The organism is Mycobacteriales bacterium (assembly GCA_035690485.1).
Taxonomy (GTDB): domain Bacteria; phylum Actinomycetota; class Actinomycetes; order JAFAQI01; family DASSKL01; genus DASSKL01.
In genome coordinates this window covers 1-13,069 of record DASSKL010000046.1, presented here as the reverse complement: position 1 = coordinate 13,069, position 13,069 = coordinate 1, and the positions used below count along the sequence as shown (strand labels likewise).

13 protein-coding genes are annotated in these 13,069 nt (G+C 68.7%); 9 read left to right on the top strand and 4 right to left on the bottom strand.

What is annotated here, in order from left to right:
• The 5 genes from VFJ21_05995 to secD form a co-directional block, all read left to right on the top strand.
• Window positions 1–226: acyl-CoA dehydrogenase family protein (locus VFJ21_05995; GenBank protein ID HET7406675.1), on the top strand; the 226-nt coding region annotated here is incomplete at its 5' end.
• Between the two features lie 135 nt (window positions 227–361).
• Window positions 362–1,099 carry a TetR/AcrR family transcriptional regulator gene (locus tag VFJ21_05990; GenBank protein ID HET7406674.1) on the top strand — a complete coding sequence of 246 codons (738 nt, stop codon included), beginning with the start codon at window positions 362–364 and terminating at the stop codon, window positions 1,097–1,099.
• A 140-nt stretch (window positions 1,100–1,239) separates the two neighbouring features.
• Complete coding sequence (locus VFJ21_05985) at window positions 1,240–2,826, top strand: hypothetical protein (protein HET7406673.1); 1,587 nt, start codon at window positions 1,240–1,242, stop codon at window positions 2,824–2,826.
• A 316-nt stretch (window positions 2,827–3,142) separates the two neighbouring features.
• Window positions 3,143–3,514, top strand: a complete 372-nt coding sequence (locus VFJ21_05980; GenBank protein HET7406672.1) for a TraR/DksA family transcriptional regulator — start codon at window positions 3,143–3,145, stop codon at window positions 3,512–3,514.
• A 6-nt stretch (window positions 3,515–3,520) separates the two neighbouring features.
• Window positions 3,521–5,746 (top strand): protein translocase subunit SecD, encoded by a 2,226-nt coding sequence (secD, locus tag VFJ21_05975; protein ID HET7406671.1) that lies wholly within the window; start codon window positions 3,521–3,523, stop codon window positions 5,744–5,746.
• A 34-nt stretch (window positions 5,747–5,780) separates the two neighbouring features.
• On the opposite strand, the gene VFJ21_05970 is transcribed toward secD, so the two are convergent.
• A complete protein-coding gene (locus tag VFJ21_05970; protein ID HET7406670.1) occupies window positions 5,781–7,040 on the bottom strand; it encodes a helix-turn-helix domain-containing protein in 1,260 nt (419 codons plus the stop codon).
• Between the two features lie 202 nt (window positions 7,041–7,242).
• Here VFJ21_05970 and VFJ21_05965 point away from each other — a divergent pair, with 202 nt between their 5' ends.
• On the top strand, window positions 7,243–7,845 hold the full coding sequence (locus VFJ21_05965; protein HET7406669.1) for a DUF1326 domain-containing protein: 603 nt from the start codon (window positions 7,243–7,245) through the stop codon (window positions 7,843–7,845).
• A 5-nt stretch (window positions 7,846–7,850) separates the two neighbouring features.
• Window positions 7,851–8,669 carry a DUF2182 domain-containing protein gene (locus VFJ21_05960; GenBank protein ID HET7406668.1) on the top strand — a complete coding sequence of 273 codons (819 nt, stop codon included), beginning with the start codon at window positions 7,851–7,853 and terminating at the stop codon, window positions 8,667–8,669.
• A gap of 24 nt (window positions 8,670–8,693) precedes the next feature.
• Here the strand turns inward: VFJ21_05960 and VFJ21_05955 are convergent, their stop codons facing one another.
• The 3 genes from VFJ21_05955 to VFJ21_05945 are packed head-to-tail and all read right to left on the bottom strand — an operon-like array spanning window position 8,694 to window position 11,669.
• Window positions 8,694–9,179 (bottom strand): hypothetical protein, encoded by a 486-nt coding sequence (locus tag VFJ21_05955; protein ID HET7406667.1) that lies wholly within the window; start codon window positions 9,177–9,179, stop codon window positions 8,694–8,696.
• Window positions 9,176–10,984 carry a glycoside hydrolase family 15 protein gene (locus VFJ21_05950; protein HET7406666.1) on the bottom strand — a complete coding sequence of 603 codons (1,809 nt, stop codon included), beginning with the start codon at window positions 10,982–10,984 and terminating at the stop codon, window positions 9,176–9,178. The genes VFJ21_05955 and VFJ21_05950 overlap by 4 nt, the downstream gene beginning before the upstream one ends.
• A 13-nt stretch (window positions 10,985–10,997) precedes the next feature.
• Entirely contained in the window at window positions 10,998–11,669 is a 672-nt protein-coding gene (locus tag VFJ21_05945) for a helix-turn-helix domain-containing protein (protein HET7406665.1), read from the bottom strand.
• 161 nt (window positions 11,670–11,830) lie between these two features.
• On the opposite strand from VFJ21_05945, the gene VFJ21_05940 reads away from it, so the two are divergent.
• On the top strand, window positions 11,831–12,361 hold the full coding sequence (locus tag VFJ21_05940) for a hypothetical protein (protein HET7406664.1): 531 nt from the start codon (window positions 11,831–11,833) through the stop codon (window positions 12,359–12,361).
• A gap of 151 nt (window positions 12,362–12,512) precedes the next feature.
• Entirely contained in the window at window positions 12,513–12,788 is a 276-nt protein-coding gene (locus tag VFJ21_05935) for a hypothetical protein (protein HET7406663.1), read from the top strand.
• Window positions 12,789–13,069: the final 281 nt, after the last annotated feature.

The following is a 13,069-nucleotide window of genomic DNA, read 5'->3' as shown; positions in this document are numbered from 1 at the left end:
CGCGATCCCCAACATCGCGTTGAAGGTCGTCGACCGGGCGATCCAGGTGCACGGCGCCGCCGGCGTCACCCAGTTCACCCCGCTGGCGCACATGTACGCGCACATGCGCACGCTGCGCATCGCCGACGGCCCCGACGAGGTGCACAAGATGACGATCGCCCGCCGGGAGATCCTCAAGCACCAGCCCGACTTCCGCATGAGCGGCGGCCCGGCCAAGGCGTCGTGAGAAGCGCGCCACCGTCGCCCTCGGGGCCGAATCGATCAGGCGCGTGTGAACTACAATCGGCGAGGTTTCGTGATATCCACGAATGCAATGAAGTCTCAGTGATGCTACCGATCATTCTGAGGTGAACGAGGAAGAGTGGCCACCAAATCCCGACGCGGGCGATCCTCGGTTCCGGCACGAAAGGCCAACGGCCGTGCTGCCGCAGACGCGTCGAGCCTGAGCGAACTACCGGTCACCGAACGCATCTTGTCGCACGCAACTCGCCTCTTCGCCGAGAAGGGATTCTTGGGTACCTCGGTCCAGGAGATCGTGGATGCAGCGAGTGTCACCAAGGGTGCGCTGTATCACCACTACTCGTCCAAAGACGACCTGCTGCTCGAGGTCTACAACCGCGTCATAACGAAGGAACTCGATACCCTCGAGCGCGTGAGCAGTCAGGCGTTGGCCGCGCCGGACGCCCTGGAAGCCCTGATGCGAGACGTCATGCTCACCACCGCGGAGCACAAGGACGACGTCCTCATCTTTCTCCGGGAGATGCACCGCCTGCCGCCGGAGAAACTGGCAACCGTGCGGGCCAATCGCCGGAAGTACCATCTCGCCTTTCGTGGTGTCGTTGAGCAGGGCCAGAAGGAAGGCGTCTTCCGGCCTGACGTACCTGCTGAGCTGGTGACTATCACCTTCTTCGGGCTCGTCCACCATTACTACACGTGGTATCGCGACGATGCGAGATTCTCACCCGAGTACATGGCCAACGAGACCACACAGTGGTTCCTCAACGCGCTCGCGCCGGCGGCAGACACCCAGGACGAGCTATCCCAGGTGCCGCTGGATGGCGTCACTGTGGCCGACACCATCTTGAGCTCGCCGAGCTGAGACGGTGGCTCCGAACTGCCTCGAGATCGCGCGCTGCTGAACGGGAATCCCGCAAGGAGGCCGTTACGTTCCACGATCTCCACGAGGAAAAGTGCACCCGCCGCTCGGCCCATTCACTACCAGCGACGTAGTCCTCTGCCGTGCACGGGCTCAGCGCAACGCCGCTCCGGCTAAACGATCCTCCCGCATGGCTGGAACCCTGGCTTTATCCGGGCCTGGAGTTCGCCGTGATTCGAACCGCGACGTTGATCGCAGCGCACGACGCCACCGGGGATCAGCCGAACGACGTCTCCAGGTTCGTCGGGCTCCTGCAGCACACCGCTGCAGACGGATCGCAATGGTCACTATACGAACGCGCGAACATGTCAGCGTGGCGTCTGGTGAAGGTGCTCGACAACCCCGACGAAATCGCGCACTCAGCGAACCCCACGACCTCCAACCGGGCAGTTGCCCTGGTCGTATGCCCGCCAGGTGCTGACGGGCCGGCGGAAGCTGCAGGTCTGTTCATCCGTCTACCTCGTGCCGACTGGGCCGTGATTGCCGCTCCCGCCCTTATGCGGCTGCTACATGACAGCGACGTATACATCTGGCCCGATTCTGTTGAGCTACCTCCATGGCGAGATCGACCGCTCGTCCCCAACTCTCGGTCACGGCCAGAATCGCTTCGATCCGCCTCGTGGTTGATCGGCCTTGCCGCCCTTGCCGCCGTCGTCATAGTCCTCCGGTACGGTCACGACACCGCATCACCGGCACGCAAGAACCCGGTACTGGCGCCGGCCCCCATCTCGACCGGGCTTCTTCTGCCGGATCCGAGCCAACACGCTCCCGGCGGCCGTACCGAAGCCAGCATGGCCTACGACCAGCTCACCGGAGACGTCATTCTCTTCGGCGGTGGCCAGCTCGACGCCGCGCCACATGGAGCGCTGCTGCCACGCACCACTTGGGCATGGAACCCGGCCGGTTGGCGCGCGCAGGCAACGTCAGACGCGCCGTCAGAACGGAGTGCACCGGCGCTCGCCGCAAACCCCTCGGATGGCAGTTTGCTGCTATTCGGAGGTATCGGGGCACCGCCAGACACATGGCGATGGGACGGTGTCAACTGGCACCGATTGAACGCCCGGGACCACCCGCAGGAAGGCGCATTTCCGGCCGCCGTCTACGACACAGCCAGGCGGCAGGTGCTTCTCGTCACCACGTGTTGCGCGACGAGTCCTCCCAACCGCCCAAGCCTCCTTCAGACGTGGGCGTGGACGGGACAGGACTGGAAGAGAGTGTTCACCCCACACGCACCCGCACTCTTACGCGCACCGTTGATCACGTACGACGACGCGAGGCGCGAAGTCGTGCTGCTCACGCAAGGCTCCACCGGCGCTCGCCAGGATGTCGACCAAGTGACTCCCGCGAGCAACCTCTGGGTGTTCGACGGGCACGACTGGCGGCACGAAAGGGCCACACCATCACCCCCGTTCGACCCTCTCCTCGACAGATTGGGTTATGACCCCCTAACGCAGGCGGTCGTCCTCTTTCAGACCGGAACCGCGGCTACCTGGGTCTGGAATGGCCGCAACTGGGCCGCGCTCGAGGATGCGGGAGGACCCGACAGCCCTGGAGGCCTGGTCACGGAAACGCTGTCTGGCAGGCTGCTGCTGTTCGGGGGGCCAATCCCCTCTGAGAACTACCGCGAAATCTGGTCCTGGTCGGGCAAGAGCTGGCACAGAGATTCCTAGTGCCTGCCTCACTTCAGGCCGGCCCGGATCCGAACTGGCCGACGCAGGTGCGTGTGAGCGCAGCGAACAGCGTCAGCGGCGAGCGGGCGACAAGGAGAATAGTTGACATCTCTGCGCTGGTGAAGACGCCTGCTGACTGATCTATCCAACTGTTCGCTGCCGTACTTGCCGGCGGTCGGCAACGTGTGGCCCGCCTTTGTGCCCTGTAGAGACAGTGCCCGCCAGGAGCGACCCGGCGACGATGAAGGCGCGCCCGGGTCCCGCGTCACGTCACCGGCGCACAACCGGCCCCGACCAAATCGCGCGAGGGAGCGACATGACCAGCAGTCGTCACCGCAACCGGCCAGCTCAGGCAACCGCCGAGGCCCGCGCGCTGCTCGAGGGGCAGTGGCGCCGGCGGGTGGACGAGACCGTCCAGCTCGAGCTGAACCTGCACGACATGCGTGCCGCCATCACCCAGGCGTCGGGCGGGGGCTCGCTCGTCGATGTCGAGCTGCTGGAGAACCAGCTGGCGTCAACACGGCGCGCCCTGATCGAGGTGGAAGAGGCGCTGACCCGGGTCGCCGACGGCAGCTACGGCCAGTGTGGCGCCTGCGGTGGCGCCATCGCCCCCGAACGCCTCGAGGTGCTGCCGGAGGCGCGGCTGTGCACGCCGTGCCAGGCGGCCGCGCGCCCGCTGCGCCGCTGACGGCAGGTGGCCGGCGCCACACTGGTCAGGGCGTTGCTGGCGCTGGCCGCCCTGGTCACCGCGGGCGTGCTCGCCGTAGTCGAGTCGCCCCGGCTCGGGCTCGACCTGCGCGGGGGCACGCAGATCGTCCTGGAGGCGAAGGACACCCGCACCGTCACCGTCAACGGTGAGGTCACCGATCGCACGCTCGAGGTGCTGCGTCGCCGCGTCGACGCACTCGGGGTGACCGAGCCGACGTTGGCCCGGTCGGGGACGAAGCGCATCGTCGTGGAGCTGCCCGGGGTGACCGACCCCCGCGAAGCGCAGCGTGTGATCGGCCGCACCGCACAACTGGCCTTCCACCCCGTGCTCGGCGAGGGCGGGCAGGGACCGACGGTAAACGGCAACGGCGACGGCGCCCGGGTGCTGCCCGACGAGGACGGGCAACCGCTCCTGCTCGGCCCGGGCGCGCTAACCGGCGACGACGTCAAGGGCGCCGACGCAATACTCGAGCCGCAGTTCGGCGCCGGCTGGCAGGTCAACGTCGACTTCCGCGGCGGCGGGCGCGACCGGTGGGCCAAGCTCACCGGCGAGGCGGCCTGCCACCCGGCGGGCGACCCGCAGCGGAGAGTGGCGATCGTGCTCGACGACCGCATCATCTCCTCGCCGCAGGTGGTCACCGATGTGCGCTGCGGCAGCGGTATCGCCGGCGGGTCGACGACGATCACCGGGTCTTTCACCCCGGCAGAGGCAAAGGACCTGGCGCTGCTGATCCGGGCCGGCGCGCTGCCGGTGCCGGTGGAGGTGGTGGAGCAGCGCACGGTCGGGCCGACACTCGGCGCCGACGCGATCGCCGCGAGCACTCGCGCCGGTCTGATCGGTGCCGCCCTCACCATCCTGTTCGTCGTCGCCGTCTACCGGCTGGCCGGCGCCATCGCAGCGGTGGCGCTGGCTTCCTACGCGTTGATCTCCTACGCCGCACTGCTCGCGTTCGGCGCCACCTTGACGCTGCCCGGGATCGCCGGCTTCGTGCTCGCCATCGGCATGGCCGTCGACGCCAACGTGCTCGTCTTCGAGCGCAGCCGCGAGGAGTACGCCGGTGCCGCGACCGGGCGGCTCAGACGCGCGGTCGCAGGCGGCTTCAGGGGCGCCTGGAGCGCCATCATCGACTCCAACGTCACGACCCTGCTCGCCGCCGGTCTGCTGTTCTTCCTCGCCGCCGGCCCCGTCCGCGGCTTCGGCGTGACGCTGTCGATCGGCGTACTCGCCTCGATGTTCACCGCGCTCGTGCTCACCCGCGCGCTGCTCGAGTTCGCCGCGAGCCGCAAGGGGGTGCGAACCCGACCGCAACTCACCGGCCTGGCCGACGTGGGCGCCGTGCGGCGGTGGCTGACCACGCACCGGCCTGATCTCATGCGCCACCGGCGCCGGTGGCTGGCCCTGTCGGCGATCGCGGTCGTCCTCGCCGTGACCGGGATCGCGGCGCGCGGGCTCGACCTCGGGCTGGAGTTCACCGGCGGGCGCACCGTGGAGTACGCGACCACGCAGACCGTTGACATCGACGCCGCCCGCCCGGCGGTCGCCGACGCGGGCCTGCCGCGCGCTGTGGTGCAGACCACCGACCGGGGCATCGCCGTACGCGCGGCGGGCATGAGCGACGTGGTCAAGGCCGACGTCGGGTCGGCACTGGCCGAGCTCGGCGGGACAGCCGAGATCGTGCGCGACGAGTTCATCGGCCCGAGCATGTCCGACGAGTTGAGAGGCAAGGCGCTGATCGCGCTCGGGGTGGCGCTGGTGGCGCAGCTCCTCTACCTCGCCGTGCGGTTCCGGTGGACGTTCAGCGCGGCCGCCGTCGTCGCGATGGCGCACGACGTCGTGATCCTGCTCGGCCTGTTCGCGTGGCTCGGCAAACCGATCGACGGCGTCTTCCTGGCCGCGCTGCTCACGGTCATCGGTTACTCGGTCAACGACTCGGTCGTCGTCTTCGACCGGGTCCGTGAGCTGCTCGGCAGGCGGGGGTCCGAGCCACTGGCGACCGTCGCCAACGACGCATGCCTGCAGACGGTGCCACGCACCGTCAACACCGGCATGGGCGCCCTGTTCATCCTCGCCGCGCTCACCCTTCTCGGCGGTGACTCGCTCACCGACTTCGCCCTCGCGCTCCTCGTCGGCATCCTGCTCGGCACCTGGTCATCGGTCTTCACCGCAACCCCGCTGGCCATCGCCTTCGCACGGTGGCGGCGCTCCGGATAGGGCGCCGCCGGGGCGGCTGGTCAAGGCTGACCGGTCAGGCGCTCTCGGTCGGCCAGCCGATCAGCCGCGCGCCAAGCACCGCGTTGTAGAGCGTGAGCCGATCCAGGGGCGCCGCCGGGTCGTAGCCGGTCAACTCGCGGATGCGACCGAGCCGGTAGGTCACCGCTCGCACCGACAGGTGCAGTCGACGTGCGGCTTCCGTGGCCACCTCACCCGCGGCGAGATACGCCTCGAGCGTCTCCAGCAACGGCTCGGGGCCGCCGCGAGCCTGCCGGAGCGGCGCGAGCACGGTGTCCGCCAGATCGACGATGGCCGCGTGATCGCGCGCCAGGACGCGGTAGACGAGGAGCTCACGCGATCGCACGATCGGTGCTGCCGACTGCAGCCGCTCCGACAGGGCCAGCGACTCCCGCGCCTCCTCGTAGGAACGCGCGATGCCGTAGGCGCCGGGGTAGGCACGTCCCGCCGCGACTCGCCACCGCGCACCGCCGCGAAGATCGCTGAGCCGGCTATGCACGAACCCGGCGACGTCACGGGCCTGCGACCGAGCTCTCGGTCCGCTGTCATCAGCGGGAGCCAGTACGACGATCCGGCCCTCCTTCGAGGCGATCAGCACGTTGCGGTCACCAAACTGGTCGAGCATCGAACGCTCCAGCGCTAGACCGGCCGCCTCCAGGGCTGTCCGGTCCTCACTGGCGGGTGCGGCGATGAGGACCTGGTGCGGACGCCCGAGGTCGATGCCGAACGGCTCGGCCCGCTCAACGAGCCCGGCCACGTCGGCGCCACCCCGGAGCAGGTCGTCAACCAACTCTTGGCGCAACGCCTCCTCGCGCCGGATCATCTGCCGGCGGGCCTCCTGGAACCCCTCGACCAAGGCGGCGACCGCGTCGTCGACGACACGAAGCACGGCTTCGGCCGCTCCTCGAACCACCTCACTGTCGCGGGAGCGAGCCACGACCGGCAGCTGACGCCACGCCCGCCAGGCAGCCGACAGGTACAAGTCGACGACTCGTCCTGGCGGGATGCCCTCCTCAGCGGCGCGCCGCCCGATGAGTCCCACCGCATCCAAGTCCCGGGCGTGCGGTCGTCTCCCACTCACCGTCGCGGCAGCCAGCATGGGCAGGTACTCACCCAACAGCTCGACAGGCGCGCCGGAGTCCTTCGCCGCTGCAGTCGCGACGGCGGCAAGCCAGGCGTCACCCTCACCAAGACCGTCACCCGGTCTCTTCTTCGAAGACATGTCCCGGCTCCAGGTCAGATGCAGGCGTACCTGATCATTGCCGATCTCCAGCAAACCGCTACTGCACGGGCCCCGTTCACAATCGGCTCGACGGCTGCCTACTTCAGCCCCTCACGGGTCACGCGACTCGTACCGGATGAGCCGGCGATGGCTCCGATCCCGGTATGTCCTGTGGTCGGACCGCGATGTAATTTCACGCCTTGACGCGCCTCGCCGAGCGGGGGACAGTGGGCGCCTTCCGGTCAGGGAGGGCGCGATGTCGTGGAACCTGGCGGGCAGCTACGCGGAGACCTGCTCCTGCGAACTGATGTGTCCGTGCAATCTGAGCTTCGACCACGGGGCAACGTACGACTACTGCCGTGCCACCCTCGCGTTCAACATCCGCGAGGGCTCGGTCAACGGCGTAGACGTCGCGGGACGCAAGGTCGTGGTCATCGCCGACACGCCGAAGGTCATGACAGACGGCAACTGGAAGGTCGGCCTGTATGTCGACCAGGACGCCAGTGACGAGCAGTTCGACGGTCTCCTCGGAGTCTTCAGCGGCCGGCTCGGCGGACCGATGGCCGCACTCGCGCCGCTGATAGGTGAAGTGGTCGGCGCCGAACGCGCAACCATCGACATCGACGACGACGGGCTGCGCCACTCGGTGCGGGTGGGCAGCTCGATCGAGTTCGAGATCGAGGACATCGTGCCGTTCGGCAAGGAGGACGGCCGGCCGGTCAAGTTCGACGGAATGTTCCATCCCGTGGGGCCCGACCTGACGATGGCGGAGGCGAAGCGCTCCCGCATCAACGCCTTCGGCATCGCCTACGAAGGAAAGACCGGCGTCTCATACGCCAACTTCTCCTGGGCAGCTTGACGAGGATGGCCGTAGGGCCGTCGTCGAGACTCGTCGAAGGCCTGGCGGGCCCGGCCGGCGCCATACGCACCCGGTTCGGCCTTGTCCTCCTGCTGCTGGCGTTTGCCGGCTCCGGGTGGTGGTGGACCGCTCGGGAGATGGGCGGCATGGACAGCGGCCCGTGGACGACGCTGGGGTCGTTCGGTTGGTTCGCCGGCGTCTGGACCGTGATGATGGCCGCGATGATGCTCCCGTCGGTGGCGCCGACGGTCGCACTGTATGCGCGGATGACGCGAACGCCCTACGCACCTGTCGCCTTCACCGCCGGCTACCTGATGCTGTGGGCCGCAGCCGGGATGTTGGCGTTCGCGCTCGCCGCCGGCGTACATGGGCTGAACGCACACGCGCTCGGCTGGGACCGCGCCGGCCGACCGGCCGCTGCGGCCACACTCCTGGCGGCGGCGGCGTACGAGATCACTCCGCTCAAGGACATCTGCCTCGGCAAGTGTCGAAGCCCTCTGGGGTTTCTGCTCGGCGCCTGGCGGGACGGGTGGTCCGGCGGGCTGCGGATGGGCGCGACGAACGGTGCCTGGTGCATCGGCTGCTGTTGGGCACTCATGGCCGGACTGTTTGCGCTCGGCGTCATGAGCATCGTCTGGATGGCGTTGGTCGCCGGGCTGATCGCGTTGGAGAAGACGTTGCCGTGGCGCCGTACGGCGAACTACACAACCGTTGCCGTGCTCGTCGCCCTCGGCGTCCTCCTCCTGGCTGCCCCAGATGCGGTACCCGGCCTCACCCAGCCACGCGGAAGCCAGATGCCGTCAATGTCCTCGCCGAACGGCTGACAGGCTAATCGGCCAGGCCGAGCGTCAACGGTTGGCGAGCGTCAGGAACACGGCAATGACCGTGCCGTAGAGGACGTGCGCGACAAGGCTCACTGCTGGCGTCCGCAGACCGTAGTTGCGCGCCATGAACCCGGGTGACTCGAGCAGCGCGACGGTGGTGGCGTCGCTCAGCGGCGAGCCCATCCGAGGGTGCACGAGCGGGAGCAGCACGTTGACCAGGACCGTGCCGGCGAACAGACCCTGGCCAAGGCCGAACGCGGCGCCCAGCCACCAGTCGTGGCGTCCCACCGCGAGGAACAGCGCGTAGTAGCCCGTGGCAAACGCCAGGCCCATGACGAAGTGCGCGGCGTAGCCGACCGCCTTTGCCCGAGCGCGGTCGGCGGTGAACGCGGTGCCGAGCAGGAAGGGAAGGTCCATCCGGGTCAGGTTCAGCTCGCTGGCCGTGCGCAGGATGGTCGTGAGCACCAAGGTCCCCGCAAAGCCGCCCGCGAGCGCCGGCCACACAGTCACGCGCTCTCCTCAGCGATCGCCGTCGCAGCGCTGATCAGCGACAGGTGGCTCAGGCCCTGCGGCAGGTTGCCCAGGAACGCGCCGGTGCTCGGCTCGATCTCCTCGGCGAAGAGCCCCACGTCGTTTCCGAGCGCGACGAGATCGTTCATGAGGGCGGTGGCGTCCGCCAGGCGACCCACCCTGGCCAGCGCCTCGGCAAGCCAGAACGAGCAGCTCACGAAAGCCCCCTCCCCGCCGGCGAGACCGTCCTCGCCGGTGTAGCGGTAGACGTAGGGACCGTGCCCCAACTCCCGGCGCACGGTCTCGACCGTCCGGCCCCAGCGCGCCGATCGCGGGTCGCCGTAGCCGGACAGCAGGCCGAGAAGCACACTGGCGTCCAGCTCTTCACTACCGGCCGACCGCGTGTAGCCGTCCCGTCGTTCCGAGACGCAGCGCAGCTCGATGAATTCGCCGATCTCCTCCGCCTGCCTCCGCCACTCGGCCACGTGCGGGCGGGGCAGCGCCCCGTGGTCGGCGAGCCGGCCCGCACGGTCGAGAGCCACCCAGCACATCATCTTGGAGTGGGTGAAGTGCGCCGGCGCGCTGCGCACCTCCCAGATGCCGGCGTCCGGCTCCCGCCAGAGCCGACACACGAGGTCGGCTATGTCGGCCAGCCGCGCGCCGATATCCGGGTCGATGTATTGCCCGGCATCCGCGTAGAGCCACGCCGTCTGGAGCAGTTCGCCGTAGGTGTCGAGCTGCCGCTGGCCTGCGGCGGCGTTGCCGATCCGCACGGGTAGCGACCCGAGGTAGCCGCGAAGCGGCAGGCTGGATTCGGTAGCACGCGCTCCTCCGTCGAGCCGGTACAGCGGCTGCAGGCGAGGGCGGGTCAACTGCGAGGCGTGCACCAACCACCAGAAGTAGGCCTGCGCCTCCGGGGCGCAACCGAGCCGGAGCAGGGAGTCGAGAGTGAACGCCGAGTCACGCACCCAGCAGAAGCGGTAGTCCCAGTTGCGTTCCCCGCCGATCTGCTCGGGCAGCGAAGTCGTCGCGGCCGCCGCCACCGCGCCCGACGGCGCGTGTACGAGCAACTTCAGGGCGAGCGCGCTGCGGGTCACCGCACCCTGCCATGGGCCGACCGGCGCGCGGGCCGCAACCCAGGTCCGCCACGCCGCCACGGTCCGGTCGAACCGCGCATCCAGCTCCGCTCGCGCCGGGAAGAGCAGCGGCTCTTGATGCGCCATGCACAGCGCGACCACGCTGCGCGAGCCGGGCGAAGTCTCGAAACAGCCACCGACCACGCCGCCTTCGATCTGCGGCCGCCCTGCGTCGAACGCGCAGATGGCCAACGCGTCGCCGCCGGAGACCGCGATGGGGACGCCTGCCCGCAACTCCAGCCGGGTCGGGCGTTGGCCGTAGCCGAACCGCGGATGGAGCTGCCAGCGCATCGAGACCCGGCCGGCTATGCCTTCCACCCGGCGCTGCAGCTCACGGAACGGCCCTAGAGACTCGTCAAGGATCGTCATGGCGTCGACGACGCGCACCTCGCCGTCATCGGTGAGGAACGTCGTCTCCAGGACGTTGGTATCCGCCAGGTAGCGCCGAGCCACCCGGAACGGCGCGGTAGGGGCCAGCGTGAAGCAGCCGCCCGTCTCGCTGTCCAACACTGCGGCGAAGACGGTCGGCGAGTCGAGGTTGGGCAGCGGGAGCCAGTCAATGGACCCGTCCTCTGCTATCAGCGCGATCGTGCGGCCGTCGCCGATCGCGGCATAGGCGCGCAGTGGTGCATAGCCGTCACGTCGCGGCGAGGGCTCCCGGCCGGGCATGATGCCGTCCACTTCACCGCTGCGAAACCGGGCGGACCTGGACGCAGCAGCAGCTGGCGTCCGACTGGCGTTCCGCCCGAAGATCAGTACAGCCACTGCCATCTAGCAGTCCAGCGACCAACTCCAGGTTCATGCCGCACACGAGCTGGGGGTGCCGCTGAGAGAGTGAACGGAAGGGACAGTTGCGCAGGCGCAACGTCCCGTTGTCTTCACAGGGCTCGAAGCCCTGGTCGGTCAACACCGGTATCAAGGCGCGCAGTCTGCCTCGGACGCTGCGTGGGAGTCCAGTCACCTGCTCACCGAGCGACCGACCGTACCGGCGCGCGGCGGTGTGCGCCTCGCGCCCGGCGTCGGTACCGACCGCCGACGCGGAGACGACGGCCTGCGCAAGCAGGTCCGCGGCGAGCCCGTAACGTCGCTCCGGCAGACTCACGTTGATCTCAGTCCCGGCTCGCCGGTAGTGCTTCGCCGGGCGGCCCGCACCCGGTCCACCCGGCCGGCCGGGCGGGCGGGCGAACTCGACTGTGAGCAAGCCGGCCGTGGCCAGCTTGTCGAGATGGAACGCGGCTACCGTACGGGCGACAGCCATCGCTTCCGCAGCCTGGTCGCGGGTCACCGGTCCCGCCTGGCCGGCCACGAACTCGTAGAGGCGTCGCCGCAACGGTTCATGCAGTGTCGTGACCATCGCAAGTTGGTCGGCCGTAGGACTCGACGCCTCCGCTCGCGGCGTACGCACGGTGGACTTCCTGCTCATGAGCCCACTCTAACGCCAACTCTGGTTGACGAATAGGCTCGGCCGCTCTAACGTCAACTTAGAGGCGATTTAGAGAAGGAAGGCGATCGCCAATGACAACCCTGGAGACACCGACGCGCCACCGTGTGCCGCAACTGCTGCACCGCGAGGCGTACAGCTCGGAGCGACTGCGCGATCCCTCCTACCAGGCATACTTGATCCTCCGCCTCGCGTTCGTGGTGGCTCCGATCTTGTTTGGCCTGGACAAGTACTTCAATTGGATGACGTTCTGGCCGAAGTACCTGTGGACAGGGTTCTCCGACTTCTTGAGCGTGACTCCGCAGCAGTTCATGTGGGGAGTGGGCGGAGTCGAAATCCTCGCCGGCCTGCTGGTGCTGGCGGTCCCCCGCTACGCGCCGTACGTAGTGACGGCCTGGCTGGGCGGCATCGTGACGAACCTGATCGTCGTCGGTGCGACGGCTGGCGCGCACGGCCAGGTGTTCTGGGACATCGGACTGCGCGACTTCGGCCTCATGCTCGCCGCCCTGGCGCTGGCTCGGCTCGCTTCCACGTACACCTCCCGTCCAAAGCTGACCCTTCCGGGCACATTGCGTCACACCCGACACCACCGTCAGTCGATGTAGACCGCCCGCCGGTCCGGCGACAAGGAGAGGCTCGACGGCCACCCATGTGGGGGCATCGAGCCTCTCGCCGCGAACGAGATCCCTATCGCGCCTTCCAACGCCCCCCGATCGCGAGTACGTTCTTGCCTTCCGACGTACACGAGGGGGCGCGATGTACGCAGTGGTCGTGCGGGTAACTGTCAATGACGTCGAGTCGTCCCGCAAGCAGTTGAACGAGGTCGTGGTCCCGGGCGTGAAGCAAGCGCCCGGGTTCAAGGCTGGTTTCTGGACCGCGCCTCCCGGAGGCAGTGGTCCTGGCCTGTCGATGGTCGTGTTCGACTCCGAGGAGAACGCGCAGCAGGCAGCGCAAATGGTGCGAGGCGGCCCCCTGCCCGACGGCGTCGAACTGGTCGACGTCGAGGTCCGTGAGGTCGTCGCGTCCGCGTAGCGCTCACCGCCTTCCTGCAAGCCCCGGCCGGTCGTCCGATTCGGGCAGCTCACCGCGGTCGAGGCAAACGGGCCGCTGGGAGCCCTCGGCTAAAAGCTCGGCTGACGCTCCGGGACCATCGCCCCTAGCCCTGGCCATCGGAACGGACCATCGTGATCGGGTGCACGGCCTGGATCGCACCTTCGAAGCGATCGTCTTCGACTGGGACGGGACCGCGGTCCGCGACCGTCGCGCATCCGCCCTGGCCGTGCGCCGACGGGTCGAGGCGTTGTGCGCGCGCT

Excerpts from the sequence above, each read along its gene's own strand:
- VFJ21_05980 (HET7406672.1), top strand. The coding sequence starts at position 3,143 with ATGACCAGCAGTCGTCACCGCAACCGGCCAGCTCAGGCAACCGCCGAG.
- VFJ21_05965 (HET7406669.1), top strand. The coding sequence starts at position 7,243 with ATGTCGTGGAACCTGGCGGGCAGCTACGCGGAGACCTGCTCCTGCGAA.
- VFJ21_05960 (HET7406668.1), top strand. The coding sequence starts at position 7,851 with ATGGCCGTAGGGCCGTCGTCGAGACTCGTCGAAGGCCTGGCGGGCCCG.
- VFJ21_05950 (HET7406666.1), bottom strand. The coding sequence starts at position 10,984 with ATGCCCGGCCGGGAGCCCTCGCCGCGACGTGACGGCTATGCACCACTG.
- VFJ21_05945 (HET7406665.1), bottom strand. The coding sequence starts at position 11,669 with ATGGTCACGACACTGCATGAACCGTTGCGGCGACGCCTCTACGAGTTC.
- VFJ21_05940 (HET7406664.1), top strand. The coding sequence starts at position 11,831 with ATGACAACCCTGGAGACACCGACGCGCCACCGTGTGCCGCAACTGCTG.
- VFJ21_05935 (HET7406663.1), top strand. The coding sequence starts at position 12,513 with ATGTACGCAGTGGTCGTGCGGGTAACTGTCAATGACGTCGAGTCGTCC.